The 25007-nt window shown below is 58.9% G+C and carries 19 protein-coding genes; 11 read left to right on the top strand and 8 right to left on the bottom strand.

Annotated features, from left to right (window positions below; translation table 11 throughout):
- Nucleotides 1-132: 132 nt before the first annotated feature.
- The 5 genes from IYY11_RS02775 to IYY11_RS02795 all read right to left on the bottom strand — a co-directional run bounded on the left by IYY11_RS02775 (nt 133) and on the right by IYY11_RS02795 (nt 5326).
- Nucleotides 133-1974, bottom strand: a complete 1842-nt coding sequence (locus IYY11_RS02775; RefSeq protein WP_245435095.1) for a hypothetical protein — start codon at nt 1972-1974, stop codon at nt 133-135.
- A gap of 28 nt (nt 1975-2002) precedes the next feature.
- Entirely contained in the window at nt 2003-2980 is a 978-nt protein-coding gene (locus IYY11_RS02780) for a multicopper oxidase domain-containing protein (protein WP_204982133.1), read from the bottom strand.
- A gap of 112 nt (nt 2981-3092) precedes the next feature.
- Nucleotides 3093-3338, bottom strand: a complete 246-nt coding sequence (locus IYY11_RS02785; protein ID WP_109026897.1) for a hypothetical protein — start codon at nt 3336-3338, stop codon at nt 3093-3095.
- Nucleotides 3339-3359: 21 nt separating this feature from the next.
- Nucleotides 3360-4061 carry an RNA polymerase sigma factor gene (locus IYY11_RS02790; protein WP_245435097.1) on the bottom strand — a complete coding sequence of 234 codons (702 nt, stop codon included), beginning with the start codon at nt 4059-4061 and terminating at the stop codon, nt 3360-3362.
- A gap of 287 nt (nt 4062-4348) precedes the next feature.
- A complete protein-coding gene (locus IYY11_RS02795) occupies nt 4349-5326 on the bottom strand; it encodes a YncE family protein (protein ID WP_158273654.1) in 978 nt (325 codons plus the stop codon).
- A 749-nt stretch (nt 5327-6075) separates the two neighbouring features.
- Between IYY11_RS02795 and IYY11_RS02800 the strand changes: the two genes are divergently transcribed.
- On the top strand, nt 6076-6624 hold the full coding sequence (locus IYY11_RS02800) for a hypothetical protein (protein ID WP_124740573.1): 549 nt from the start codon (nt 6076-6078) through the stop codon (nt 6622-6624).
- 16 nt (nt 6625-6640) lie between these two features.
- On the opposite strand, the gene IYY11_RS02805 is transcribed toward IYY11_RS02800, so the two are convergent.
- The 3 genes from IYY11_RS02805 to IYY11_RS02815 form a co-directional block, all read right to left on the bottom strand.
- A complete protein-coding gene (locus IYY11_RS02805; protein WP_154454016.1) occupies nt 6641-6805 on the bottom strand; it encodes a hypothetical protein in 165 nt (54 codons plus the stop codon).
- A gap of 88 nt (nt 6806-6893) precedes the next feature.
- A complete protein-coding gene (locus IYY11_RS23650; protein WP_246695852.1) occupies nt 6894-7145 on the bottom strand; it encodes a transposase in 252 nt (83 codons plus the stop codon).
- A gap of 867 nt (nt 7146-8012) precedes the next feature.
- Nucleotides 8013-8582, bottom strand: a complete 570-nt coding sequence (locus IYY11_RS02815) for a hypothetical protein (RefSeq protein ID WP_109026901.1) — start codon at nt 8580-8582, stop codon at nt 8013-8015.
- 494 nt (nt 8583-9076) lie between these two features.
- On the opposite strand from IYY11_RS02815, the gene IYY11_RS02820 reads away from it, so the two are divergent.
- The 10 genes from IYY11_RS02820 to IYY11_RS02865 form a co-directional block, all read left to right on the top strand.
- The gene (locus IYY11_RS02820; RefSeq protein ID WP_109026902.1) at nt 9077-9730 is read left to right on the top strand and encodes a TetR/AcrR family transcriptional regulator; all 654 of its coding nucleotides are present in this window, start codon (nt 9077-9079) and stop codon (nt 9728-9730) included.
- Between the two features lie 288 nt (nt 9731-10018).
- Nucleotides 10019-11269, top strand: a complete 1251-nt coding sequence (locus IYY11_RS02825) for an efflux RND transporter periplasmic adaptor subunit (RefSeq protein ID WP_109026903.1) — start codon at nt 10019-10021, stop codon at nt 11267-11269.
- Complete coding sequence (locus IYY11_RS02830; RefSeq protein ID WP_109026904.1) at nt 11266-12399, top strand: ABC transporter permease; 1134 nt, start codon at nt 11266-11268, stop codon at nt 12397-12399. Before IYY11_RS02825 ends, IYY11_RS02830 begins: the two co-directional genes overlap by 4 nt.
- A 1-nt stretch (nt 12400) precedes the next feature.
- Complete coding sequence (locus tag IYY11_RS02835; RefSeq protein ID WP_109026905.1) at nt 12401-13147, top strand: ABC transporter ATP-binding protein; 747 nt, start codon at nt 12401-12403, stop codon at nt 13145-13147.
- Between the two features lie 957 nt (nt 13148-14104).
- Nucleotides 14105-14401, top strand: a complete 297-nt coding sequence (locus IYY11_RS22725) for a DUF6522 family protein (protein ID WP_109026906.1) — start codon at nt 14105-14107, stop codon at nt 14399-14401.
- A gap of 2352 nt (nt 14402-16753) precedes the next feature.
- Complete coding sequence (locus IYY11_RS02845; protein WP_245435141.1) at nt 16754-17155, top strand: FixH family protein; 402 nt, start codon at nt 16754-16756, stop codon at nt 17153-17155.
- 89 nt (nt 17156-17244) lie between these two features.
- On the top strand, nt 17245-18399 hold the full coding sequence (locus IYY11_RS02850) for a TolC family protein (protein WP_245435099.1): 1155 nt from the start codon (nt 17245-17247) through the stop codon (nt 18397-18399).
- Nucleotides 18396-19820 (top strand): efflux RND transporter periplasmic adaptor subunit, encoded by a 1425-nt coding sequence (locus tag IYY11_RS02855; RefSeq protein WP_124740575.1) that lies wholly within the window; start codon nt 18396-18398, stop codon nt 19818-19820. Before IYY11_RS02850 ends, IYY11_RS02855 begins: the two co-directional genes overlap by 4 nt.
- On the top strand, nt 19817-22978 hold the full coding sequence (locus IYY11_RS02860) for an efflux RND transporter permease subunit (RefSeq protein ID WP_196402626.1): 3162 nt from the start codon (nt 19817-19819) through the stop codon (nt 22976-22978). The genes IYY11_RS02855 and IYY11_RS02860 overlap by 4 nt, the downstream gene beginning before the upstream one ends.
- Nucleotides 22979-23644: 666 nt before the next feature.
- Nucleotides 23645-25007: HAD-IC family P-type ATPase (locus tag IYY11_RS02865; RefSeq protein WP_196402627.1), on the top strand; the 1363-nt coding region annotated here is incomplete at its 3' end.

Below are 25007 nucleotides of genomic sequence, written 5' to 3' on the forward strand. Positions count from 1 at the left end.
GTTGGCTTGACGCTCGATCATTCGCGCATCTCCTAACATTATTCGGCGGGTGCTGCGTCTGTTGCGGTAACAACTGATCACCCCGATGGAAGCCCTGCTTGGGGCTATCCATCGGAGCTGACTTGCAGTGGCTCAGTTGCCGCGTTGCTCCTTGTTCAAAAGCTTGAGCCATCCCTCGACTTCGGCGCTCAACTTGCCCGTTCCCGCGAGTTTTAGCGTGGGCGCCAGCATGCCACGCTCGACGATCGGCAAGGGCAGCACGCCCTGTCCGCCCATGCCGTTATGCGCGGTGATCTGACCGTCCTTCGAATCCGCGAGCAGAATGCGGCCTACGACTTCGAGCTTATCCATGTCGATAACGATCAAGTCATTGGCGAATTTGCTCGCCACATAGGCGTAATAGCCGCCCCCCTTCTTATGTCCGAAGTTGACGCCGTGGCAGCCTGCTTCGCAGGGCAGGCTTTTCACCACCTTGTCGGTCTTCACGTCGACAATCGTGACTGTGGCGCTCAATGTGTTCGCCGTGACGACGTATTTGCCGTCCGGGCTGACCGGGGTCTGGATCGGAAGCAGGCCATAAGCCTCGCCCTTGTGCGCGCCGCTGATCGGGTCGTAATCGGCAGCGAGGTCGATGTCTTTGACCTTCTTCTTGTTGTCAATGTCGATGACCGTCAATGAGGAGAGCATGGCGGGGGGCGTGCCGAGCAGATTGGCGGCATAGCCCTTATGGTTCATGTCGCTCCAGATCGCGATCGGAATAACGCCGCCGGTCGGAATTTCCGTCGCTTTCTCGGTCGCGAGATCGACGACGGTAACGCTTCCCGCCAGCGCGTTCGGCGTCATCATATATTTGCCGTCGTCGGTGATGTGATGGCCGTGGGGGCCGGAATGCGGGCCGACATTAATGTTGCCCATCGCCGAAGGGAATTCGCCAGGCGACAGTTTCGCCACGCGGTCCTCGCCATTGATGGCGACATAGAGCATGCCGTTTACCGGGCTCGTCATCACATGAGACGGATTTTGTCCAACGACCTGCGTGTTAAGAACCTTTCCGCTCTCGCGGTCGAAGGTGGTCAGCCGTTTGTCGAACCATTCCGTCTGATAAATGTATTTATATGTCGGATCGGGCCACATATTGTGAGGGTTGTTCATATTCTGCTCGACGCCCTTGACTTTTTTCTTGAGCGTCCAATCCGCCGCGTCGATTTGCGTCGCCGTTCCGAACTTCGTCTTGCCGCTCACCCCTTCAAACTGCGTGTTGACCCAGACCTCGCCGACGCCGGGCGTCTTGGGCGTCAGCAGCGTGTTCGGCGCCGAAAGGCTGAGCGCGCTCAGATTGATCTGCGCGCCGCCGAGATTGAGTCCGAGATCGGGAAGCTTCACCTCCCACTTCGGCTGCCGATAGTCGCGCCATAGCGCCGGCGTCGTGGCGACGAAGAAGGTGCGGAGCAGCTTCTTGGCGATGTCGCTTGTCGTCGGAACTTTGGCGCCGGTCACGAGCTGCAATTCGCCGCCGATGTCCAGCCCTTCCGTCTTCGGATCGTCGACGACAACGGCGCCGAACATGTAGGGATGGACCTTGCAAGTGAAGACATAGAGCCCCGGTTTGTCGAAGGTCTGCGTAACGCTGGCGTTCGACGGCTTCTCCTGATCGACCGGGAATTTGTCCGCGCCAGGCTGCCAGGCAAGACTGGTGATGGTGTGATCCGTATTGGTGTCCGTCATCTTGATGAGCACCGCCTCGCCAGGCTTCACCACAACGAGCGAGCCGCCGCTCTTGGGATCCTTGAACCATTTGCCGGGCTCGTCGGTCATCTCCAGCACGGCCGACGGTAGGACCCCGGGGCGGCTGATGATGACGTCGTCAGATTTCACGGCGTCTTTCGCCTGCGCCGCCAGCGGCGCAGCAAGCGAGGTCGTCGCCACGGCCAACGTCAGAAAGGATACGCGGTTCATGATTGTTGCGTGGTTCATGCCTTTAACTCCCCCGTTCCGCCATTGATCATTCGATGACGCGGAAATCACCCATCATTCCAGACTGCATGTGTTGGATAACGTGACAGTGGTAGTGCCAGTCGCCGGGGCCAACACCCTCGCCGGCCTTCACGATGAACGAGGTGCGGCTGATTGGACCGATGTTGACGGTGTCAACGCCGGCGGTTGCTCCGGGCTCGATCCAGCGATGCGCATGGAGATGGAAAGTATGGAACGCGGTGCCAATCCCCATGACGTGGAAGCGAACCTTTTCGCCCAGGCGCGCGCCGACGGTCGGATTAGTCCATAACGGAATCTCCTTGCCGCCCTCGATGATATGATTGAGCTCCTGACCCCAAAAGGTCGTTTCATGCATCCAGATGATGAATTCGCGTTTCACATCGGCAAGATCAACGTCGACGATCTTGCCGTCGATGAGCGCAGGAACCTTCCCGCTCGCCGGATTGATGATGAGCGTACCGAACAGCCCCTTGTCCTCGGCTCCGAGCATCGGATTGCCGAATGCATGATCGTGATAGGCCCACGTGCCTGCCGTTCCAGGCGCGGCCGTCCATTTGTATGTGTAAGGTTTGTCTGGGAACGCAGCTTCGTCGGCGACGCCATTCAAAACCTTCATGGTGCCATCGCTGTCGATCTTGAAGTGCACGCCGTGGACATGGATGCTGACCGGCAACGCCGAGTCGGCGATGCCATGTTGAAGAGTCACCTCGGCGACGTCCCCCTCTTTCATGACGAGCGTGGGACCAGGGATGGTAGGACCGCTCGCATACCGATCCGTAAGGTCGCTTTCTTTTCCCGTGGAAGATTTGACCTTGTGACTGACCATCTCATAGGCCAGCTGACCCGACGGCATTGCGCTTGCTTTGAGCGTGATCAAATGTTGGTCGGCGGCAGAGGCTGCGCTAGCGGCGAGAAGCGCGGCTGGCCACATGAGCAAAAACGCGAACGAACGTGAAATCCCCAACTGCGCCCAGGTTCTTAGCATCGCATCACACTCCTTCGAGCGGAGAACCGGGGACAATGCCGGCGATCGATCCGATCGCGCGCGCCAACCAGTTCGATCCGATACGACTTAGATGCGACGGAACGCTGAGGTCTTACCTCGAAGGAAAAGTTTTTTCTGCGTTCACGAGTCTCAGAAGGGCGAGATAAACCTCTTCGCACTCGGGGCACTGATGCATATGGTGTTTAACCTCGGGCAATAAGGCTCCGGCGTCCTGACCGGATGCCTCAATGTCGACGTAACGTGGAAGTTCATCAAAATATTCCGTGCACAGCATCTCCTCTCCGCTCTTAGCGGCGAAGACGGTGTCAATGAGGCGGGTAAAGTCTTTGTGTTTCATGTCGGGTTCCGGCACGACTGACTATAAGATGCGTTGAACGGAGGAAGTCTTACCCTCCGAATGGAGATGGGTTCCCGATTTTGGCTCGTCAAACACGGCAATAAGATCTTTGTGCGTCACGCCTTCTTCGAGCAAAGCCTGCTTGAGCCGTTTACGCGCATCGTGGATGAGTTTGTAAAGATTATTCCGATTAGAACCCAACCATTCGGCGACCTCGTCCAAGGGCATCCCCTGAAAAGCGTGAGCGACAAGTGCGGTCCGTTGCAAGGGAGTAAGCTTGGCGCCGATAAGTCGCGCAAGTAGAGTCCACGCTTCGCGCTGCTGTAGACTGCGCTCCGGCCCCGGTTCTTGAATCGGCCAAGCCGGCAAAGTCTGTCCAAGCTGAGCGCGCTCGATCGTAGCTTCTCGCCAGCGACGGCGGCGCAGCTCTCCGAGCACGACTCTGATTGCGATTGAATAAGCCCAAGTCATAAAGCGGCTTTCGCCGCGAAAGTCTCCAAGTTTTGATTGTATAATGAGAATGGCCTCTTGTGCGCAGTCTTCAGCAAGGTGCTGCGCTTCATCTGAACGCGTTGATTCTTGCGTGGCGTAGCCTTTCGCCAAATAGGCCCGAATTGCCGCAAGCAGTCGTGCTCGAAGGTCCGCAAGCGCCAACTGTTGGTCTCGACCGCTCTCCTGAAGCGCCGTCAGCCACTCTGCATTGGATCGTTGCATAATTTCCATCACGGCTCAGGAGAAATTAACGCGGGTGCGTGACAAACGCGTACCGCAGCCAAATGTAGCAACACTTTAGGGAAATGCCATCCTCATGAACGGCTGGGATTTTTTGCGGCGCAACTAAGTCTCTGATCCGCTGCGGGCAGGGAAAGCTGCTAAACGGCGCCCGCGGCATGGACGATAGTCCTTGGAATTTCGAAGCGCCGTTATAGCTAAAGAGAACAAGACTGATTCGGGCAGTCTGGCGCCATTGAATTGCGAGCGTCTCCCCCGTTTCGCAAAAAAGATGCTATTCAACGCCGGACCGCAACGCCTTCAGGCGCTGTCGGAACGAAGATTGTCTTCACAATCTCATCCGTCTGCGTGTCGAAGATCGAGAGGCTGTTGGCTCCCGTATTGGTGATGAGGAGCCAGCGACCGTCGCCGGCGAAGCCGACGCCGTGACTACCCGCGTCCGGCGCTATGGAGATCGTTTTGATGACTTTGTTCACGGCAAGGTCGATTTTCTGCACCGTGCCCGCCCCGTCATTAGCGACATAAGCGAAGGTCTGATTTGGCGCGACCGTGACTTGCACCGGTCCCGCATCGGTCTCGATATCCGCGATCCGCCGAAGGCTTTCGGCGTCGATCACGGCGACGAGATTGGCGTTGTGACAGGCGACATAAACGCGCTTGCCGTCCTTGGTCGCGCCTTGGCCCAGCGGCCCTGTTCCGACAGCGATCGTCGCGAGCGCCTGGCGTTTTGCGCGTGAGAGCACCGTCACGTCGCCGCCGCCGAAATTGGAGACGAAAAGCCTGTCGCCTGAAGCGAGCGCGAAATGCGGCATCGCGCCGACCTTGACGACGCCAAGCGATGCACCCGCCTGCGCGTCAAAAATTTCGACCCGGTCGTCGAACTCGTTCGTAACGTATGCTTCCTTGCCATCGGCGCTGAAAAAGATGTGTCGCGGACCCTTTCCTGTTGGCAGCGCTTTGATCACGCTGTTTGCTTGCGTATCGATGATGGATAAGGTCCCCGCGTTGTTGTTCGTGACCCAAGCTTGTTTCTGATCGGGACGCAGCGTGACGTTATGATTGTGGATGCCGACTGGGATTTTCTTCTTCAGTGCGCCTGATGCGAGATCTATAACGGAAACGACGCCGCCGAACCACGAGGTCACATAGGCGGTCCCCTTGATGGGCGTCGCAGGTTCGGCGCGCAGCTGCGGCGCGCCTATTGCAAGCGCCAGGGCGCTCGTTAAGAGAACAATGCGAATGATCGCGGAAACCAAGTGCTTTCTCCTTTTGATTTTGGATGGATTCGAAGCGCCCGCCGGCCTGCGTTCAAGGCGAGGCGCAATGAGAAAGCCGCCGCGTGCTGCGCGCGCAGCTTTGCTGGCGCGACAACAGACGCTCCGGGGCACGCCGCCAAATGTAGAGCCGAGCGGTCAAGTCCATAGACAGACGTCGATATAAAGACGGCATCCGGAATCCTCGGCTTTGAAGAGCCGTCCGCGATGCTTGGGCATACCGCCTGGAATAGGGATCGCCACCCTCGCAGGCGCGATGATCCACCAATTTCCTTCGTTGTCAACGAAAGCTGCGACACGCAAGCCGCTCGGTGCGGTAATAGCAAGCAACGCCCGCTATAAAAGGGTGACGTGATTGGCGCGTGTGAGTGAACGTCGCGGCTGAGAACGGATTGCCTTTCCCGCGTGACTGTCGATGCTAAGGGGGCACCACACCGCTCGCTTCCGCAATAGCGCGAGCGAGGCTTGCGGTCCTCCGAAATCGATACCTTGGAATTCATCCTCGCGCACGGCGTTGGTCGAACGAACGCTCGCTTGGCTCAATCGCCGCTAAGGCTCTCCAGAGATCGGAGGCATCCATCGACGCATCGCCCTGGATAATCGAGATGTGAATTTGAGTCCGACTCTAAGTAAGATTTCGTCTTTTCATCACATCTAAGAGGCGTCATGCATTCGGCACGATGGGCGATCTCCGAGTCGGCGAATAACTCCAAGTAGCAGGACCCAATGGCATGAACCACGTTTTCTACCTACTTGCGCTCGCCACTTTCCTACTCACGCCTCCGCCGGCGGCAAACGCCATTGAACTACCTTGGCGATCCGACGACGTGTTCCTTAGCCGCCCCGGGGTTCCGCCTTCCGCAAATCAAGTGAACGGAACTGGCGCGAAAAGTGTTGAAAATGGCGGAATGCAAGTCGGCGTGTTTCGGTGCGGAGAGCTTGTCGGAGATGATGCACAAAATAGCGCTGCAGAAACAAAAAATGAAAGCAACCGCACTTCTGGAGCCGATTTATATGCCTGGGCGAAGAATCCCCCTGCGCAAATGATCGTGCTATCTTTGTTTTTTGCCTTTCTAGGCCTCATCATTGACATTGGAGCGATGCCGCCCTTCCAAGGGTTGATGCCCGAAGAAGCGCTCGCAAACTACAGGACGACGTGGATAGCGATCATGATCGTAGCCATACTTGGAGGAGCGCTACTGTTGCCTGTCACAACCAGTATCATACGGTATTCGATGACTCGTCTGGATCACCGAGACGTTCCGCAAGGCGCCATGTGAGGCATTCTGCGTTTCGCTAATAGTTGCCAATTGAGATTTCTTTGCATCCGACGACCCACGCGGCTTTCCGCGCTGGGACCATTAAATTATGGCGCCGAAGATCGCCGTCGGGGACGGGGCGGTTGGGCAGATCGAACAGCGTCGCATGGGCCTGCGCCAAGACGATTTCATGCTTCTTCATCGCCGGCTCCTTTGGTGCGCAATAGGGCCTTCGCGCAGCGGTCCGGCTTATCTGCGCAACTCCATCCCGAGATACCAGCGAACCTCCATCAGCGCTTTAGCGTAAGATTATGGAATGGCTCCCCCCTTTTTCGGCATAGTTGAGTTGCCGCATCAGAAATGAACGGAGGGGAATGATGAAGAATATTGCAACCCGCCGCCTCTGCCCTCCGGCGCGCCTCCCTTCGCCAGGTGAACAGTTGCTGTGGCGTAGCGCCATGTCGACGCGCGACCTGCGAGACGACCGCGTCAGGAGCCAGCGACTCCCTTCGACTGCCAGCGCCTTCTCCCCTTCGGACCACCGGCGCCGACCACCAGCTCCAGTGATCACCTCGATGCGCCGTAACCCGGAGCCGTTCGGCTCAAGCGAAAGATCAAGTCTAGACATAAGCCTTATCTCCAAATCAGGAGATCAGACTCGCCGCTTTCATCGTTCGTTTGAAGGTGGGGCCGTAACAGCACTGACCGCTGATCAGCTCCTATCGCTCTGTGATTGTGCAAGTTCCCGACTTGATATCCTGCTCCAAGGGTCCAGCTAATTGTCAGGTTGGAGAAACGATGAATAAGGCCAATCACATAGCCGCCGGCGCTAATGCAGTCGCCGTTTTTCAACAGGAGTGCGGCACTGTCGAGGCGCATGCTATTGCGGACTTGATATGTGATCTCGGTCACTTGGCGGACGACCGCGGTCTCGATTTTCTTAGCAAGGTTAAACGGGGCGTTGGACATTGGTTCGCGGAGCGCCATGCCCAAAGTTGTAACAGCCTCGGGGCGGAGGCCATCGTCGAAATAGCCATCAGTCCACTGTCAACGAATTCGGTAGCTCGATCCTCTCCGCCTTAGATGCTACTCTGCTTTGGTTCGACGCGACTGAGCGCGTCATCAGATTTGTACCTTTCTGCAAGGGCTTATTGCCTTCATGATGCCGTGCTCGAACTGTGATTGGCGGCATACGTCCGCGTTATGGCCGCTGCTCGAGAGATCCTCTACTCGTCTTGTATGAGGGGCATCGGTGTAAAAGGACGATACGCTCGCGCCAGAACGAAACCCGATGCTTAAATGGCACGCAACTAACGGCAGCGTCCTGGTTGAGCCGGGGCTGGATCGATTTTCTGAAGTCGTGGCAGCCCGGCGAGTCGAAGATGAGCGTTACCAAGGCGCTATCAGACTTATCGACCTAATTCTGGAAGCTGGACGACCATGAACGGGTCGGCGTCTGGTGATTTAATGCGCCATTGGTAGACGAGGAAATGGTTCAAATTCGACCGCTTGGTCTGCGCATTATGTTTGACGACATTGACGCCTTTTTCTAACCTGACGGTGAGCCGTCCGTCGATTTCTGCATCTGTTCCGGAAAGTTGACATGGGGCGTTAGCGTCTGGTCGAGAGCCGCCAATCACGATAGCGCCGTCGGCTTGCGGCTGAATGCAAAACACCTTCATCTCGCGTGATGGGAAACAGGACGATTGGCCTCTAGCGACCGATCGCTCCAAGAATACTGCGTAACGTCCTCGGGCAAGATATTGGGCATATCGAAAGCCTTCGTCGCGCAATTGCGCAGCGGCATGTTTAAGTCGGGCCTCCAGGCGTGCTTCCAGGAAACCCGCTCGGCAGGCCTGAATAAGAGCGGGCACGAAAATAAGAATGCCGTCGTACGAATAAAAATAGCTTCCGTCGGCGCGGATTGCGACGCTCGCATCGAATTGCTCGGGCGCAAGTGTTCGAAAAAAGTTGCGCATTCTAGCTCCGGAGGGAAGGCTTTCTTCGCGCAACTGGCAAGTTGGCGGCATCGGCCGTAGCGCTTTGGTCCCGGCGAAATGTCGGCGACCCTAATCTCGCAACTCTGTAAAGCGTTGCGATATGAAAAGGTAGCCACAAAGATCAAGATAGAGCTTGGTTATGGGGGCGGTTACGCTAATGGGGCCCTATATCCCACGTCTCCGATCGCTCGATTAAGATCTCGCTGAACCAGAAAACCTGATCGCCGTCTGGGCAGCTCAGCCATGGCGTCCCCTTTTTTCCAGCCAACGCTCTATGGAGAGGATCAATGCCACGGTTCTCCGCTTGTTCCGCTCAGCGGAAAAGTGAGTAATCAGCTCCCGCTCGCCGCGCTCCTAACGTATCCAACTCTACTTAAGCGCGACGCCACGGGAGAGGAAGGCCTGTCCCTTGACAACGCAGTCGGCTAACCAATAATAGTAATTGCTTACTATTATCCGAGCCAAGCCGCAGCATGCAGTCCAAGTATCTTCCGGCCGAGGAGCGCCGATCACTCACCGTCGAAGCAGTTGTCGTACTTTCCGGCGCGCAGAACCCCAGCGAGATCACGACAGCAGCGATCGCTAAGCACATGAACGTGACGCAGGGCGCCTTGTTTCGTCACTTCCCCACGAAGGATGCGATCTGGGAGGCGGTGATGGAGTGGGTGACCAATCGTTTGCTGGATCGCATTGATCATGCGGCAGAAGGCGCATGCTCGCCGATGGACGGATTGCGAGCGATGTTCATGAGTCATATCGAGTTCGTGATCGAATATCCTGGCGTGCCTCGAATGATGTTCGGTGAATTGCAGCGCGCCGAAGCCGCACCCGCCACGAAAATCGCACGGATGCTCATCAAGCGCTATGCCGAGCGGCTTGCAAAAAAGCTTGAGGAGGCCAAGGCGGCTGGAGAAGCAGCCAATGATCTGGACACGCATGCGGCGGCGATCCTGTTCATCGGGATGATCCAGGGTCTGGTGATGCAATCATTGCTGTCGGGCGACATCAAAGGCGTTCGCACCCATGCTCATGGAGTTCTCGGCATCTACCTCCGTGGCGTGAAGTCAGGCGCCTCCGATGCTGAGACGCTGAATGCAAGAACTCCAAGAGGAAAGATCAGGCGATGATGCGCGCAAGTTCATGGCAAGCGGGAACGAACTTGGGAGCCGCGCTGGCGTTCTAGCTCGGCATGTCGGGAGGCTCCGACGCGACATGGCGAAAACACTACCGATCAGGCCAATCGGGCTCGATCCATGCTCAACGTGACAAGGAAGTGGGAGAGCGACGCGCCACTGCCGGCCGGCATGGAACGCATTCGCACGCTGGCCGAGGGCTGGAGGATCTCCGACGTGGCGGCAATGAATGAACGATAGTCCCTCATTGGAGCGGAACTCTATGCGACCGGGAGACTGATCATGAATGAGTCCTCCGAACGATCGGCCAGGGGGCCTGACACGTCTATTGGCGAAAAGACCGGAGCCAGCCTCTTGTATGCCGCAGCGCTTCGCGGGCGTATCGCTAGATACGCCCTGGCGACCTCCGGCGTACTGTTTGCCATCGCCGTGGCTCTAATCGTTTACGCGAACCGTCCGATCGCCGTCGAGGTCGCGTCAATTGAAAAGAACGTGCCGATCCGAGTCTTTGGGCTTGGCACGGTCGAGGCCCGTGTGATGTCGAAAATCGGTTTCGAAGTGGGGGCCACGCTGGTCGAACTGCACGCGGACCACGGCGACCGCGTGACGAAGGGCCAGGTCCTCGCGCGCCTCGCCAGTAGCGAACAAGAGGCCAAGGTCGCAAAGGCGCGCGCTGCGCTCTTGATCGCCGAGACGAACATCAACCGGGCGGATGCCAATCTCGAGAGGGCGCGGGCGGTGATGGCGCAAAGACAGGAAGCCAATCGGCGCAAGCAGGCGCTTGTTGCGCGAAGCATCGTCACAAAGCAAGTCGCAGAGGAGGCTTTCAGAGACGAGGCCGTAGCCCGCGCCGATGTTGCCGTTGCAGATAGCGAGATTGCCAGCGCGAAGGCGCAACTGGCCGATGCGCGAGCTCAGTATCAGTTCGAAGAAACGATGTTGCGCCATAGGACGCTCACGGCTCCCTACGACGCCGTGATTATGGAGCGCCACAAGGAACTGGGCTCTGTCGTCAAGGCTGGCGATCCAATTTTCACGCTCATTGCGGCTGACACGTACTGGGGTCTCGCTCATGTCGACGAAGCGCGCGCGGGATTTATCCAGGAAGGGCAACATGTCGATGCACGCCTTCGCTCGCGTCCGCAGGATGCGTTCACAGGACGGGTCGCCCGCATTGGCCTCGAAAGCGATCGCATTACGGAGGAACGGCGCGTTCTCATTAAGGGCGACAATCCGCCATTCCGAGTCTATCTCGGCGAGCAGGTGGAGGTCTGGATCACCGTCGCTCAGCTTGATAGAGCGATCCTCGTTCCAGAGGCCGTCGTGCAGGGCTACGACGGACGGCAAGGCCGGGTATGGACGGTCGAGTCCGGCCGGTTGCGGAGGCGTCTGGTAAAATTCCGACATCGCACGGAGGACGCGCGTCTTGAGATCGTGGATGGCCTGCCCGGAGATGCGCGTGTCGTGGCGAACCTGGAGAGCGGCTTACGCGAAGGCCGCTTTATTTGGACGATCGAGGCCAGCAAGAAATGAACCTTGCATATCGCGACATTATGCACAATCTCGGTCGGTTCCTATTGACCTGCCTGGGACTTGGCCTCCTGCTCGGAGTCGTGCTCGCAATGATCGGCATCTATCGCGGGCTCGTCGTTGAGGCGCTGACCATCGCCCGAGCGCCGGCTGTCGATTTGTGGGTTGTGGAATCCAGTACGCGCGGTCCCTTCGCGGAGATATCTCGCATTCCAGGAGACACGCGGGAGGCGATCGCCCGCATCGCGGGCGTGGACGCCGCCGGAAGCGTCACGTATCAGACGGTAGAGAGTGAGCACATGGGCAACAAGCTCCGGCTCTACGTCATCGGTTACGAGCCGACGCGACCAGGCGGTCCGCCAGTAATCATCGAAGGTCGCGGAGTTGCTCGCAGCCACTATGAGATAGTCGCCGACCGCGCTGCCGGTCTTGTCCTCGGCGATCGGGTCGCGCTCGGCCGAAGCATGTTCACGGTGGTTGGTCTCACGCAGCACCAGGTCAGTTCGGGAGGCGACCCGGCCGTCTACGTCACGCTGCAGGACGCGCAGAAACTGCAGTTCGATCTCGCGCCGTCGGCGGCGCGACTCAAACTCGCTCGTGGCGAGGGCGGATCAACTCGGGACACCGTCAATGCGGTCGTGGCGCGTCTGCATCCGAACTCTTCTTCGGAGGCCGTCGCTAGCACAATCAAGCGGTGGAAGCATCTCGCGGCCATTACCCAGGAAGCTCAAGAGAACATTCTGACACTTTCGCTCGTTGACCGTGCGCGCCGACAAATCGCGCTTTTTACAGGCCTGCTGCTGGTCGTCTCCGCGGTGATCATCGCGCTTATTATCTACACGATGACCATGGAGAAACTGAAGCAGATCGCCACCTTGAAATTGATTGGAGCGCCCGACAGAACGATCATCGGGATGATCGTGCAGCAAGCCATGGCGCTCGGCTTCATCGGATTTGCAATCGGTGGCGCACTTATCGTCAATATTCAGGACTACTTTCCACGACGTGTGGTGCTGGAGCCGGATAATGTTGTCATTCTGGGAGCCATTGTCTTCGTAGTATGCCTTCTATCGAGCGTCCTTGGCGTCCGCGCCGCGCTCAGGGTCGATCCGGCGACCGCGCTTGGGGGCTGAGATGCAAACCACAAGCTCTGGCGCGCCGCTTGTTCGGCTGGATCGCATCTCAAAACACTTTGGCGAGGGAGAAACCCGCGTCGATGCAGTGCGCGATGTTTCGCTAGAGGTTTACCCCCGACAGGTCGTAGCGCTGCTTGGCCCCTCCGGTTCCGGCAAGACCACCCTCCTTAACATCATCGGCTGCATTTTGGATCCGTCCTCGGGGTGCATGGAGCTCGACGGCGAACTGGTCGTCCGCGATGGCCGCCGGCTTCGGGGTGATTTGCGGCGTCTCAGGCTCGACAAGATCGGGTTCATCTTCCAGTTCCACAACCTGCTGCCGTTCCTCGATGTGACCGATAACGTGGCGATCGTGTTGCAATTGGCCGGCGTCGACATTGCTAATGCGCGCAAGCGGGCCGTGGCTTTGCTCGATTATCTCGAGATCGGCCACCGCGCAAAAGCGATGCCGGCCAAGCTCTCCGGTGGCGAAGCGCAGCGGGTGGCCATCGCGCGGGCGCTAGCGAACAGCCCTCGCATCATTCTCGCGGACGAACCAACGGCCGCCCTCGACTCCAAGCGCGCCGGCATCGTCATGGACCTCTTGCGCAAGCTCGCGGTCGAGCACGACGCCGCGATCATCGCCGTAACGCATGACGAGAAGATTTTCGATCGCTTCGATCACATCCATCAGCTACGGGACGGCAGGCTGTTCGGGATGCACGACGAGCAGATCGACGTCTCAAGACTGGACTCGCCTTTGTGAGAGGCTGAGCTCTTTTGTCTCAAGCGGAGCATCCAAAACAACAACGCGTGTCGAAGCTGCGATGACACCCATCATGGTGCGTGCGTAGTAAAATACTGGAAGCGTCTTCTCGTTGGCGATGCGATACGGGCGCCCTTTTCGAGCCCCGCCATTTCATCGGTCCTGTTAACACGGATTTGTTACGCACTGCGGAAACAACCTGCCGCGGGCGAAAATAGCCAGCCTTGCTAAGATGGCTCAACCTATCTTTCATTATGCTCGACGCCTGAGCCGCCTCGGTCATCGTCAGCCATTCTGAAGATTATAGGCTTGGATACCGCGCGCGACGCACGGGAGCGCACTTGAGGTTTGCCCTTGCCGGAGGGATGACCATTCGATTGAGCGCCCCGGCGAAACGTTCGTCTGACCAGCGCCCAACCCAGTCCCTTATAATCGCCAAGGTGTTCCTGTTCATGAGATAAGCCCTCTGAGTGAGTTTTGATGAGGTCTGAGATTTCGAAGAGGAGCAGAGCCATGCTATTCTCACGTTCCGCCGATTTCATTCCAACCTGCTCCCAGGAGTCATCTTCACTCCAAGGCAGGACGCGGTGATCGCTGAGCGTATCGGCGTCTGCGGCGCGCTTTGGAGCCCAAGGCCGCGGCGCGTGCGCAGGAAAAGAGCGGAGAAGCGCATTCTGCGGCGCTCACGCGCGCCGTTAGCACGCAAGATCGCGCGGCTGTTCAGCCGGACGGCACGTGGCGGCGATTGAGCGGCGATGAGATGTAGGTCCAGCGAAAATCGACCTCCTTTAAGCTCAGGTCAGCCCCATTGTTGCCGAAGCCGAGCCTAAAGGCGTTTTGATGAACCGCTGAATCGAAGCACGCCTCTTTCGCCGCGACACGACCCTGCCTCGTCGGCTATAAAGCAACGGCACTTGATTTTGGGTGCCGGCCTTGACCCGGCGAGCGGAGGACAGGATGGCCAATCCCAGATGTGCGGACATTGTCCGTGACGGCGAAGACTTCGTTGTGGACGCGACTTTCGTTGCGCCAAAATTCGGACTCTCCGTCGAAGCCTTTCGCACGGAACTGCAGCGGGGAACAATCGTGGCGACCTGCGAGCGGGGAGAAGGCGAGGATTATGGCAAAACTCGCCTCACCTTCCGGCGCGGAATATTGCTTTGGCGCTTCGTCCTGGATGGGGACGGCGCGGTCCACGAAGACCCGCTCCTGGCTAAACGCGCCAGCTCTTCGCGACCACAATCCCGTCCATGAGCTATGGCTGCGCCGGCGCTCTTGCCAATAAATCACATCGACTCGTCTGGGCGCCTTGCAAGTACCGCCGCCGGCGCGGCGCTAATTTCCACAACTTGCTAGGCGCAGCGCTCGCCTCCCCTGCACCATGGCAAGGAATTCCTTGCGGGTGCGCGAGTGGTCGCGGTTCACGCCGAGCAGCCGGCTCATCGTCAGGAGCGAGTCCGTCGTGTTGACCCCCACAGCGTCGTGCAGCTGTGCTCCGCCTCGATGACGACGCCGACGCCCTGCGGCCGACGTGGCGAGGGCGTAGCATTGACGCGTTGCCGCGCGAGCTGCGGCCTATGGGCTCGGGCCAACGAAAAGCTGTCTGCAAACCTCTGAGGGGTCCGACTCGCCGACCTCTTCTAATTTACAGCACGAGGCGCTGCTGCTTACCATCGACCATTCCCGCCGGCTCGCAATGCGCACCACAAAAAGGACCGCGATCCTGGCCGTGCCCCGGATTCGTTCAGAATGGCGAATCTGAATTTAGCGTGTGAGATAGAGGAGAGTTTCATATAAAAAACCGATGCATTCGTCTGATTGAGAACTCAACGCGTCTTTCTTGAAATTCCACCAACACGACAGGGTCTCAATATTTGACAGGCACCTGCGATCAGAGACGTCCTTCATAAGCAGCACCTTAATGTCGACAATGCCGATTACGTCGCTCGCGCTTGCAGCGCAATTTGGACGGCTTTCAATTCTTTTGACCAGCTCCGGATTGGCTTGGAGGCAAGCTAATGTGAGGGCTTTCAATTTGTCCTCGTAAGAAACTCGGGGGTTGACCCACATCGAAAGAACCCTTTCTGTCATAGGCAGAGCCTAAGCGTCTTTGGCATCTTCTCTCGAGCCGCGCTACCCAAGTGCATCATCGATAGGCGTAGGATGGGCGATGTGAGGGACTAGGTGCGGACAAAAAAAGAGAGCGAGATGCCTTTTTCGAAAACTCTGGGCTACAGATTCATCACGCTTGTACTGCGCGTGCAAAAACGGGGCTGGCGTCGTATGTCGTCGCCAGCCGGCGGGCCGCCCATCCATCCTCGACCGACAGCGAACGGATTCGGCAATACCATCTTACTCGAGTCGGGAAAGCCGTTCGGTGGACAAGCAACGATCGATTTTAACCCAAACGGGTTGATCTTCGAACTTCGGCTTCCTCTTAAGGCTATTACTGAACGCGCATCTTCTCTGATAAATCACAAGGACGTCGGCGAGCCGAGCTAACCAAGGAAGCTCTGTCGCTGGATTTGGAACATGAACACGGCCGATTCGCGTGCGCGGGGGCAGGAACTCAGGGGACCGCGTTTGAGAAAGGACGCCGAGGGCGCATTCCAGGCAAACACCGCAACTGCCCTTCCTTCGCCTTCGGTCGATCTCGGGCGCTTTCTTCTCGCCCTTCTTATGGGCATCGCCTATCGCTCCGATTTGGGTCGTTGTCACGGCCAGACAAGCGACGATGGTCTTTGCGCCGGTATCTGGCATGCGCATGAAACAACTTTGCGCCAAAAGTTCTTCAACAATCTCATCGCACGATAGGTCGACAGTCGACGGTATGAGCACGAAATCATGCCGCTCCGAAGTTTTAGTTCAGCACCTTCACGCTTTAGTACGCTTTTCAAGTCCAATCCTATTCCGGCCAGCCACTGGCGAGAGACAATCTAGCGGAGTCCAGCTATCCGGGCGCACACCGTCCGTAGCCGACCTTCGCCGGATCAGAAAATGGTTTGGGCGTGGCGCTTGCCATGGTAGTTTGCGGCTGACAGAGTAGAGAAATGCTTCGCTGCCTTCGCCTTTTGATCTCTGTGGTTATTCTCGCTACAGCTTTAGCTGGGGCGGGCGGAGCTTTTGCCGCGAAGATGAACCATGCTTGCATCGAAATGAGCATGGACGATTGTCCCGACCACAACGGCCATGACGGCGCAGCACTCCCCGTGTGCGCTGAGATCCTCTGCGGGCCCAGTCAAGCAGCGCTTCCGCAGTTTCAACCATTCGTTGATGCCGTTCTTTGGGTGTGTGCGCCGCCGCTAATTCCCTCCGACGACATTGAGCTCGGTGGATTGCGAAGCCCGCCCGCTCTTCGGCCTCCAATCGTCTAAAGCCGAAAGTCCAATCTCGCTCACGGTTGCGCCCGGAGCAGATTTGGCGCGACCTCAAGCGGTCGCTGCGGCTAGCCGAGGGGGATCGTTATCCACGATCCCATTCCCGCAGGAACCAGCGCCGTTGTCGCATCGACGCGTGAGGCGCGATGACGTCCCTCGTCGGGATTGAGCGCGGCTGCAATCCGCCCGACGACCATGCGCATTAATGGGATACGGAGAGAATCTGATGATGCTCGTGACCTCGAGCAAGGCGCGCTTATTCGCGCTGGTCGCGCTTGCCATCCTAGGCCTAGCGCCGTTCGCCCGCGCCAATATCAACGACTACGAATTCCGACTCGTCGCAGCGCAATTCAAGACGGGGCAAGCGATCGTATCGGTACGTCTCGTCCATAAGCCCGACGACAAGCCGGCGCCAGACGCGGTGATCTTCGCGATGCGTCTCGATATGGCTCCAGATGGCATGGAGACGATGACCAGCATGATCGAACCGGCGCAAAGCCCCGATCCCGGAATTTATCGATTCAAGGTCGATCTGACTGATGCGGGAACGTGGCGGATATCACTCGCTGCAAAGGTGCAGGGCGAGAGCGGCACGGTCCAAGGCCGACTAATTCTAAAGGTGGCGCCATGAGTCGAGGACGGCGCCTTCGCGCCATCTCATTTGTGGAATCGGCGGCGGTATTGATGTGCTCAACATCGCTTTCGGCAACCGAGCGAAACTTGCCCGGCGCCAACGTCGAAAGCGTCGTCGCCCTTGCAAATCAGCTAAGCCCTGAACTAGCGGCGGCCGCGCTGGATGCCGATGCGGCAGCGCATAAAGTGGGCGCGGCAGGCGTGCTGGCCGATCCGACGGTAACGCTGCAAGCATGGGATGTGAATGGACGCGGCATCGGCCAGCGTTGGATCGGCTTCGAGCAGGAATTCAAACTTTGGGGCAAACTCGATCTGGAGCGCGGCGTCGCAGAGGCCGACGCCGAGGCTGCGAGGCATCAGAGTCGCGCCGTCGCCACAGATTTGATCGCCCGCGTCAAAGCCGCCTATGCGCAATACGGCGCCGCGCATCGGGCGATCGACCTTTCGCTTGGATTAAAGCGCCGGCTCGACGAAATTCTCGCGCTCCTGCGCTTGCGTTATGGCGCGAGCTCGGTCGACCAGCAGGAAGTGATCAAAGCCGAGATCGAGGCGGCGACGGCTGAAACAGAGGTCGCGCGCCGTCAAGGCGAGGCAAAGGCCGCCGCCGCTCGCTTAAATGCCTTGGTCGGTCGCGGCTCGCAAGAGCCACTCGCTATGCCCAAAGGCTTTCGGCCGCTGAAAACAAAGCTGACGCTCGCCGGCGTTCAGGAGCTCGCGAGAGTCGCCAATCCAGCCCTCGCCACGACCGGCGCGCAGGTCCGCGCAGCGATCGGAACTAAAGAACTCACGGACCTGAATTACTATCCGAACGTCACCGTTGGCGCGAATTTCGTGCAGCGTCCCACCGGCGACAATAGCGGCATGTTCATGCTCGGATTCAAGGTGCCGCTGCAATATGAAGCGAAAGACGCCGAACAGCGCGCCGCCAGTTCGCGGCTCGGCGCCGCGCAGATGCGCTACGACGCCATCCGAATCCGGCTCGACGGCGATGTGGCCGAAGCGTGGTTCGGGCTGGAGGCGGTGCGCAAGGCGATCCGGATCGTCGAACAACGCCAGCTCAGTCCGGCGCGGCTGTCGGTGGAGACGGCGCGAAGCGGCTTTGCGGCCGGAGCCGCCGACTTGGCGACGTCTCTGGAAGCCGAACGACGCCTGCGAGCGATCGAACTCGAAATCCTTAAGCTCAAAGTCGAAGAGCAAGCCAGATACGCGGAGCTTGAACGTCTGGCGGGAGGCTCTCTATGACTCGCCGTCACTTCGCAATTCTTTTGGGCTTTGTCGTCGTCGCGGCCAGCCTCGCTTGGCTGGCCGAGGGACGTTTCAAATGGGTCACACCTACAGGAACGCTGGGTGACGCCGGGCCTAGTATCTCGGGTAAGCCGCCTGCAACGACAGGCCCGATCATTTACTACAGGGATCCCGACGGTCGCCCAGCCTATTCCTCGACGCCCAAGAAGACATCGGCAGGCAAAGATTATCTGCCGGTGCGCGCCAGCGAGGATGTGAGTTTCGAGGACAAGCCTCCTGCAGGCTCCGCCAAGATTGGTGGCGAACGACGCGTGCGCTTCTATCGCCATCCAATGGGCCTGCCTGACACATCGCCCGTTCCCAAGAAAGACGAGATGGGAATGGATTACGTACCCGTCTACGAGGACGAGGCGGAGAACGGCACGACCATCACGATCAGCCCCGGAAAGCTGCAAAAGACCGGCGTTCGCTCCGAACCCGTCCAACGCCGGACGCTGAGCGTCCCTGTTCGAGCGACGGGCAGGATCGACTTCGACCCGCGACGTATCTCGATCGTCTCCCTGCGCTTCGAAGGCTTCATCGAATCGGTCGGGAAGTTTGCGGAGGGCGATTATGTTCGCAAGGGCCAGACGCTGATGCGCGTGTATGGGCCGAATCTTTCGAGCGCAGCCGCCGAATATGTCGCCGTCCTCAACATGCGGCGTGGCGGCGGGATCGACGCCCAGCGTCTGGAGGGAGCCAAGCGGCGGCTCGTCAATCTCGGCCTCGACGAAAGCGCCATCGCCGCGATCGGGCGCGCCCGCAGCGTTCCACGTGTGATTGCATGGCCCGCGCCGCAAGACGGCCATGTCTTGGAGCGAGCGGCAATTAACGGCATGCGCGCCGCGCCGGGCGACATGCTGTTTCGCATCGTCGATCATTCCCTAGTTTGGGTGCTGGCGGACATCGCCGAGCGGGACATCGCCTTGATCAAGCCCGGACAAAAGGTCGATGTGCGGCCACGGGCTTACCCAGATCGAGCCTTTAAGGGGCAAGTCGCTCTGATTTATCCCCATCTCAATATGGAGACACGAACGGCGCGCGTCAGAATCGAACTGCCGAACCCCGACGGGTTGCTGCGGGGAGATATGTATGCGGAGGTCGAGATCGCAGCCGGTGGAAACGAGAAGGTGCTAACGGCGCCAGAAAGCGCCATCATCGACACCGGTAAACGGCAAGTGGCGATTGTCGACAAGGGCGAAGGGCGCTTCGAGCCGCGAGAAGTAAAGATCGGCCGGCGCGGCGAAGGCTTCGTCGAAATCAAGAGCGGCGTGAGCGAAAACGAACGCGTAGTTACGACCGCGAACTTCCTCATCGACGCCGAAAGCAATTTGAAGGCGGCGTTACGAGCTCTCGACCAAGGGGAGGCGGGCAAGTGATCGCCCGTCTCATCGCCTGGTCGGCGCGCAACCTATTGCTCATATTCGTGGGCGCTGCCTTCGCGGTCGCAGGGGGCGTCTATGCCGTGCGCACACTGCCACTCGACGCCATTCCCGATCTCTCCGATGTGCAAGCGATCGTTTATACGGAATATCCGGGCCAGGCGCCGCAAGTCGTCGAGGATCAAGTCACTTATCCGCTCACCACTTCGATGTTGACCGTTCCGCGCTCCAAAGTGGTGCGCGGATTTTCATTCTTCGGCGTATCCTTCGTCTACGTCATCTTCGACGATGGCGTCGATATTTATTGGGCGCGCGCGCGCGTCCTCGAATATTTGAGCGCGGCGAGTAAGAGATTGCCGGCGGGCGTGACGCCTGTTCTTGGTCCCGATGCGACGGGCGTCGGCTGGGTCTATCAATATGCGCTCATCGCCAAGGATATGACGCTCGCCGAATTGCGCTCGATCCAGGACTGGACGATCCGCTACGGCCTCGCCAAGGCTGAAGGCGTCGCTGAGATCGCGAGCGTCGGCGGCTTCGTCAAGCAGTATAATGTCGTTGTCGATCCTAACCGACTACGCGCGCTCGGCCTTCCACTGTCGAAAGTGCGTGGCGCCATCCGCGCCAGCAATACCGATGTAGGCGGTCGCACGGTCGAACTTTCCGAATTTGAATTCATTGTGCGTGGACGAGGCTATCTGCGCAGCGTGAACGACCTGAAAAGTATTGTCCTGCGCGTCGAAAACGGCACACCACTTCTCCTGAAGGATGTCGCGCGCGTCGAGCTCGGCCCCGACGAGCGGCGTGGCGTCACCGAACTCAATGGTGAGGGCGAGGTTGCGAGCGGCATCGCGCTACAGCGTTATGGCGCCAATGCGCTCACAGTGATCGACAATGTCAAATCGACCCTTGCGCAGATGGCGACAAGCTTGCCCAAGGGCGTTGAGATCGTCTCGGTTTACGACCGCTCCCAGCTCATTCATGCAGCCGTCGAGACGCTCAGGAGCACACTCGTCGAAGAAGGCGTCATTGTTGCTCTCGTCTGCGTCGTCTTTCTAATGCATGTGCGCAGCGCACTCGTCGCCATCATCATGCTTCCCGTTGGCGTACTCATGGCGTTCGCCGCGATGAAGGCGCTGGGAATCGGCTCCAACATCATGAGTTTGGGCGGCATAGCCATCGCTATCGGCGCAATGGTGGACGCCGCCATCGTCATGATTGAGAACGCGCATAAGCATCTGGAGCGCGCGCTGCCCGACAAGCGGCGTATCGAGATATTGATCGATGCTGCGACTGAGGTTGGCCCCGCGCTGTTCTTCAGCCTGTTGATCATTACGGTTTCGTTCCTGCCGATCTTCACGCTCGAAGCGCAAGAGGGACGTTTATTCAGTCCGCTCGCCTTCACTAAGACGTTCGCCATGGCGGCGTCGGCGCTCCTTTCCGTGACGCTCGTGCCGGCGCTGATGGTCGTCTTCGTGCGCGGAAAAATCGTTCCCGAGGCGAGGAACCCCATTAATCGCGCGCTCATTTGGCTCTATCGGCCCATCATACGTTTGGTGCTCAAAGCGAAGGTCGCCACGCTTCTGCTGGCGCTCGGCGCGCTGGCGCTGACCATCATTCCGGCGCGGCAGCTCGGAGCCGAATTCATGCCCACTCTCAATGAGGGTGCGCTCCTTTACATGCCGACGACGCTGCCCGGGCTCTCGGTCACCAAGGCCGCCGAGCTCCTGCAAAAGCAGGACCGTATCATCAAATCCTTCCCCGAAGTTCACACCGCGTATGGCAAGGCTGGGCGCGCCTCCACGGCGACCGATCCGGCGCCGCTCGAAATGTCAGAGACCGTCATCCAGTTGAAGCCGAAGGATCAGTGGCGTTCTGGAATAACGATCGACAAGCTCATTGGCGAAATGGACGCGGCGCTGCAATTCCCCGGCGTGTCGAATGCCTGGACCATGCCGATCCGAAACAGGATTGACATGCTGGCGACCGGGATCAGAACGCCGATCGGCGTCAAGATTTTTGGCCGCGACCTGTCGCAAATGGAGGGGCTCGCGCGCCAAGTCGAGGCCGTCTTGAAGCGCGTGCCCGGAACTTCGAGCGCCTACGCCGAACGCGTCATCGGCGGCTATTATCTCGATATTGTTCCTGATCGCGCGATGCTCGCGCGCTACGGCCTCATGATCGGCGACATGCAAGCGATAATCGCCACGGCGCTCGGCGGCGAGACCGTCACAACGACGGTTGAAGGACGCGAACGCTACGGCGTCAACATCCGCTATCCGCGCGACTTCCGCTCCGATCCGAGAGCGATCGCCAGCGAAGTGCTGATTCCCCTACCTGGCGGCGGGACGGTTCCGCTCGGCGAAGTGGCGAGTGTCGGACTCGTTCGTGGCCCGACCTCGATTCGCACCGAGAACGGCCAGCTCACAGTCTACATCTTCGTTGATATCCGCGACCGCGATCTCGGCGGCTTTGTCGAAGAAGCGCGCCAGGCGGTCGTCGATGCGATCGAGTTCCCGGCAGGCGCTTATGTCGTCTGGAGCGGTCAGTTCGAATATCTGGAGCGCGCACGAGGGCGCATGCAGATCGTGGTACCGGTGACGCTGCTCATCATCTTCCTGCTGCTCTACCTGAATTTCCGCCGCTTGACCGAGACATTGATTGTCATGCTGTCGCTGCCCTTCGCGCTGGTCGGCGGCGTGTGGCTGATGTGGCTCTTGAACTTCAATATGTCCGTCGCGGTTGCGGTCGGCTTCATCGCGCTTGCTGGCGTCGCCGCCGAGACCGGCGTCGTGATGCTGATCTATCTCGATGCGGCAATGCGCGAGGTCGCGGCCAAGCGCGTGGCCAAAGGGAAGATCTTCACTCGCGCCGATTTGCGAGAAGCGATTATGCTCGGCGCGGTCGAGCGCGTGCGGCCGAAGATGATGACGGTCGTCGCAATCATGGCGGGGCTTGTGCCGATCCTCTGGAGCACTGGCGCAGGGTCAGAAGTTATGCAGCGCATCGCCGTTCCGATGATTGGCGGGATGGTGTCTTCGACGGCTCTGACGCTCGTTGTCATTCCGGCGATCTATGCGCTGATCAAGGGGTTTGGCCTGCCTCAAAAAGGAGAGGTCAAACAGGAGTTGGGGGGAACTATCCACGCAGCTCCATAGAACAATGCACAACAATCTTCACAGGAGGAAAGACTAATGCTTAGACTCTCTATTGCCTTAGCGACGATGCTGGCCCTATCCGTTCCCGCGATGGCCCAAGAGCTCCAGGAGCACGACCCGCAGACTCACGGAATGGTCCCCGGCGGGCATGGCCGTCACATGCATCGTGATTGGAGCACTCCTGGCCAACACAGACATAATGTGTGCTGGCACCGCCATCATGGAAAATGGGTGTGGGTCTGTCGCTGATGGAGAGAGCTTCGTGATTGAACGCATATTCGATGCGAAGCTGACGTACGGTAATTGTCGTCGACAATAATGGAACGGTCCGACCATCGATTTGCTGTCGGGCCGTGTTCCTTAGGCAACAGTACGAGGCGCGGAAGGTCTCATCGGCGTGATATCATCCAAGGAGTCCGCGCCCCTCATAAACCGTCGAGCAAAATGGCGGACCGCATCCAGTGACTTGCAGTTCCGCCGTTAAACTTTGCGTTGTTGATCTTTTCGAGCGACGATACACGACGACATCGGTCGAGCGGGAGCCTCCGCAGCCAATGGTGTCGAGGCCGTGACTGAAGGAACCGCCATTTCTGGAAGCGGGGCGGCCGTATTGCCGAGTGAGCAACGACGATCGACCTTGCGCAAAGGACGCCTAGATCAATTACGATGCCGCTTCTGACGGCGCAAGGAAGGATGAACCGAGTGGCCCACGAGCATCGGCATGATCGCGCCTCGCATGAGGAATCGAAGACGGCCCGTGGCGGTGTCACAATCGAGGATGCGCATCAAGACCCATCCCATGTAGCGGACGTTATCTACACATGCCCGATGCATCCGCAGATTCGTCAGATCGGGCCCGGAAATTGTCCAATCTGCGGCATGACGCTTGAGCCACTCGTCGCTTCGACCGAAGCCGAACCGAACGCCGAACTCGTCGACATGACTAGGCGGTTCTGGATCGGGCTGGCGTTGGCGGCGCCGGTGCTCGTCTTGGAGATGGGCGGACATTTATTCAATCTCCATCACTTGCTAGCGCCGCAGGCGTCGAACTGGCTTCAGCTTATTTTGGCGACGCCGGTCGTGATTTGGGCTGGCTGGCCGTTTTTGGTTCGAGGCGCGCAATCGCTCGTGACACGTAATCTGAATATGTTCACGCTCATCGCCATGGGAACGGGCATCGCCTGGATTTACAGCGTCATCGCAACATTGGCGCCGTCGCTCTTCCCGCCGGCATTCCGCAACCTCGATGGCTCTGTCCCGATCTATTTCGAGGCGGCGGCGGTTATCACCGTCCTTGTTCTGCTTGGACAAGTTCTTGAATTGCGCGCGCGGGAACAGACCGGCGGCGCCATACGCGCGCTCCTCGATCTCGCGCCAAAAATGGCGACTCGGATTAACGCTGACGGATCCGACGAAGAAGTTGTGCTGGATCTTGTGAAGGTCGGCGAGCGCCTGCGCGTCCGTCCAGGAGAAAAGGTTCCTGTGGACGGCGAACTCGTCGAGGGCCGCAGTTCGGTCGATGAGTCCATGGTCACCGGCGAATCCATGCCGGTGACGAAGATTGCAGGCGACAGAGTCATCGGCGGCACGCTTAATCAGACTGGCGGCTTTGTGATGCGCGCGGAGAAGGTTGGCCGCGACACCGTGCTCTCAAGGATTGTCGAGATGGTCGCATCCGCGCAGAGAAGCCGCGCGCCAATACAGCGCCTCGCCGATCAAGTGGCGGGATGGTTCGTGCCCGCCGTCATTCTCATCGCCGTTATTGCATTTCTTGCCTGGGCAATCTGGGGACCGGAACCACGCATGACGTATGGCCTTGTTGCAGCGGTCTCCGTTCTCATCATCGCTTGCCCTTGCGCGCTCGGTCTTGCGACGCCGATGTCGATCATGGTCGGCGTGGGACGCGGCGCGCAGTCGGGCGTGCTGATAAAAAGCGCCGAGGCGCTGGAGCGCTTGGAAAAAATAGACACGCTGGTGGTGGACAAGACCGGGACGCTCACCGAAGGCAAGCCGCGCGTCACGGCCATCC

The sequence above is a fragment of the Methylocystis sp. H62 genome (assembly GCF_015709515.1).
Taxonomy (GTDB): Bacteria; Pseudomonadota; Alphaproteobacteria; order Rhizobiales; family Beijerinckiaceae; genus Methylocystis.

Excerpts from the sequence above, each read along its gene's own strand:
- IYY11_RS02790 (WP_245435097.1), bottom strand. The coding sequence starts at position 4,061 with ATGGAAATTATGCAACGATCCAATGCAGAGTGGCTGACGGCGCTTCAG.
- IYY11_RS22725 (WP_109026906.1), top strand. The coding sequence starts at position 14,105 with ATGGCCAATCCCAGATGTGCGGACATTGTCCGTGACGGCGAAGACTTC.
- IYY11_RS02855 (WP_124740575.1), top strand. The coding sequence starts at position 18,396 with ATGACTCGCCGTCACTTCGCAATTCTTTTGGGCTTTGTCGTCGTCGCG.
- IYY11_RS02815 (WP_109026901.1), bottom strand. The coding sequence starts at position 8,582 with ATGCGCAACTTTTTTCGAACACTTGCGCCCGAGCAATTCGATGCGAGC.
- IYY11_RS02785 (WP_109026897.1), bottom strand. The coding sequence starts at position 3,338 with ATGAAACACAAAGACTTTACCCGCCTCATTGACACCGTCTTCGCCGCT.
- IYY11_RS02800 (WP_124740573.1), top strand. The coding sequence starts at position 6,076 with ATGAACCACGTTTTCTACCTACTTGCGCTCGCCACTTTCCTACTCACG.
- IYY11_RS02835 (WP_109026905.1), top strand. The coding sequence starts at position 12,401 with ATGCAAACCACAAGCTCTGGCGCGCCGCTTGTTCGGCTGGATCGCATC.
- IYY11_RS02825 (WP_109026903.1), top strand. The coding sequence starts at position 10,019 with ATGAATGAGTCCTCCGAACGATCGGCCAGGGGGCCTGACACGTCTATT.
- IYY11_RS02845 (WP_245435141.1), top strand. The coding sequence starts at position 16,754 with ATGCTCGTGACCTCGAGCAAGGCGCGCTTATTCGCGCTGGTCGCGCTT.
- IYY11_RS02820 (WP_109026902.1), top strand. The coding sequence starts at position 9,077 with ATGCAGTCCAAGTATCTTCCGGCCGAGGAGCGCCGATCACTCACCGTC.
- IYY11_RS02780 (WP_204982133.1), bottom strand. The coding sequence starts at position 2,980 with ATGCTAAGAACCTGGGCGCAGTTGGGGATTTCACGTTCGTTCGCGTTT.
- IYY11_RS02805 (WP_154454016.1), bottom strand. The coding sequence starts at position 6,805 with ATGAAGAAGCATGAAATCGTCTTGGCGCAGGCCCATGCGACGCTGTTC.
- IYY11_RS02830 (WP_109026904.1), top strand. The coding sequence starts at position 11,266 with ATGAACCTTGCATATCGCGACATTATGCACAATCTCGGTCGGTTCCTA.
- IYY11_RS02775 (WP_245435095.1), bottom strand. The coding sequence starts at position 1,974 with ATGAACCACGCAACAATCATGAACCGCGTATCCTTTCTGACGTTGGCC.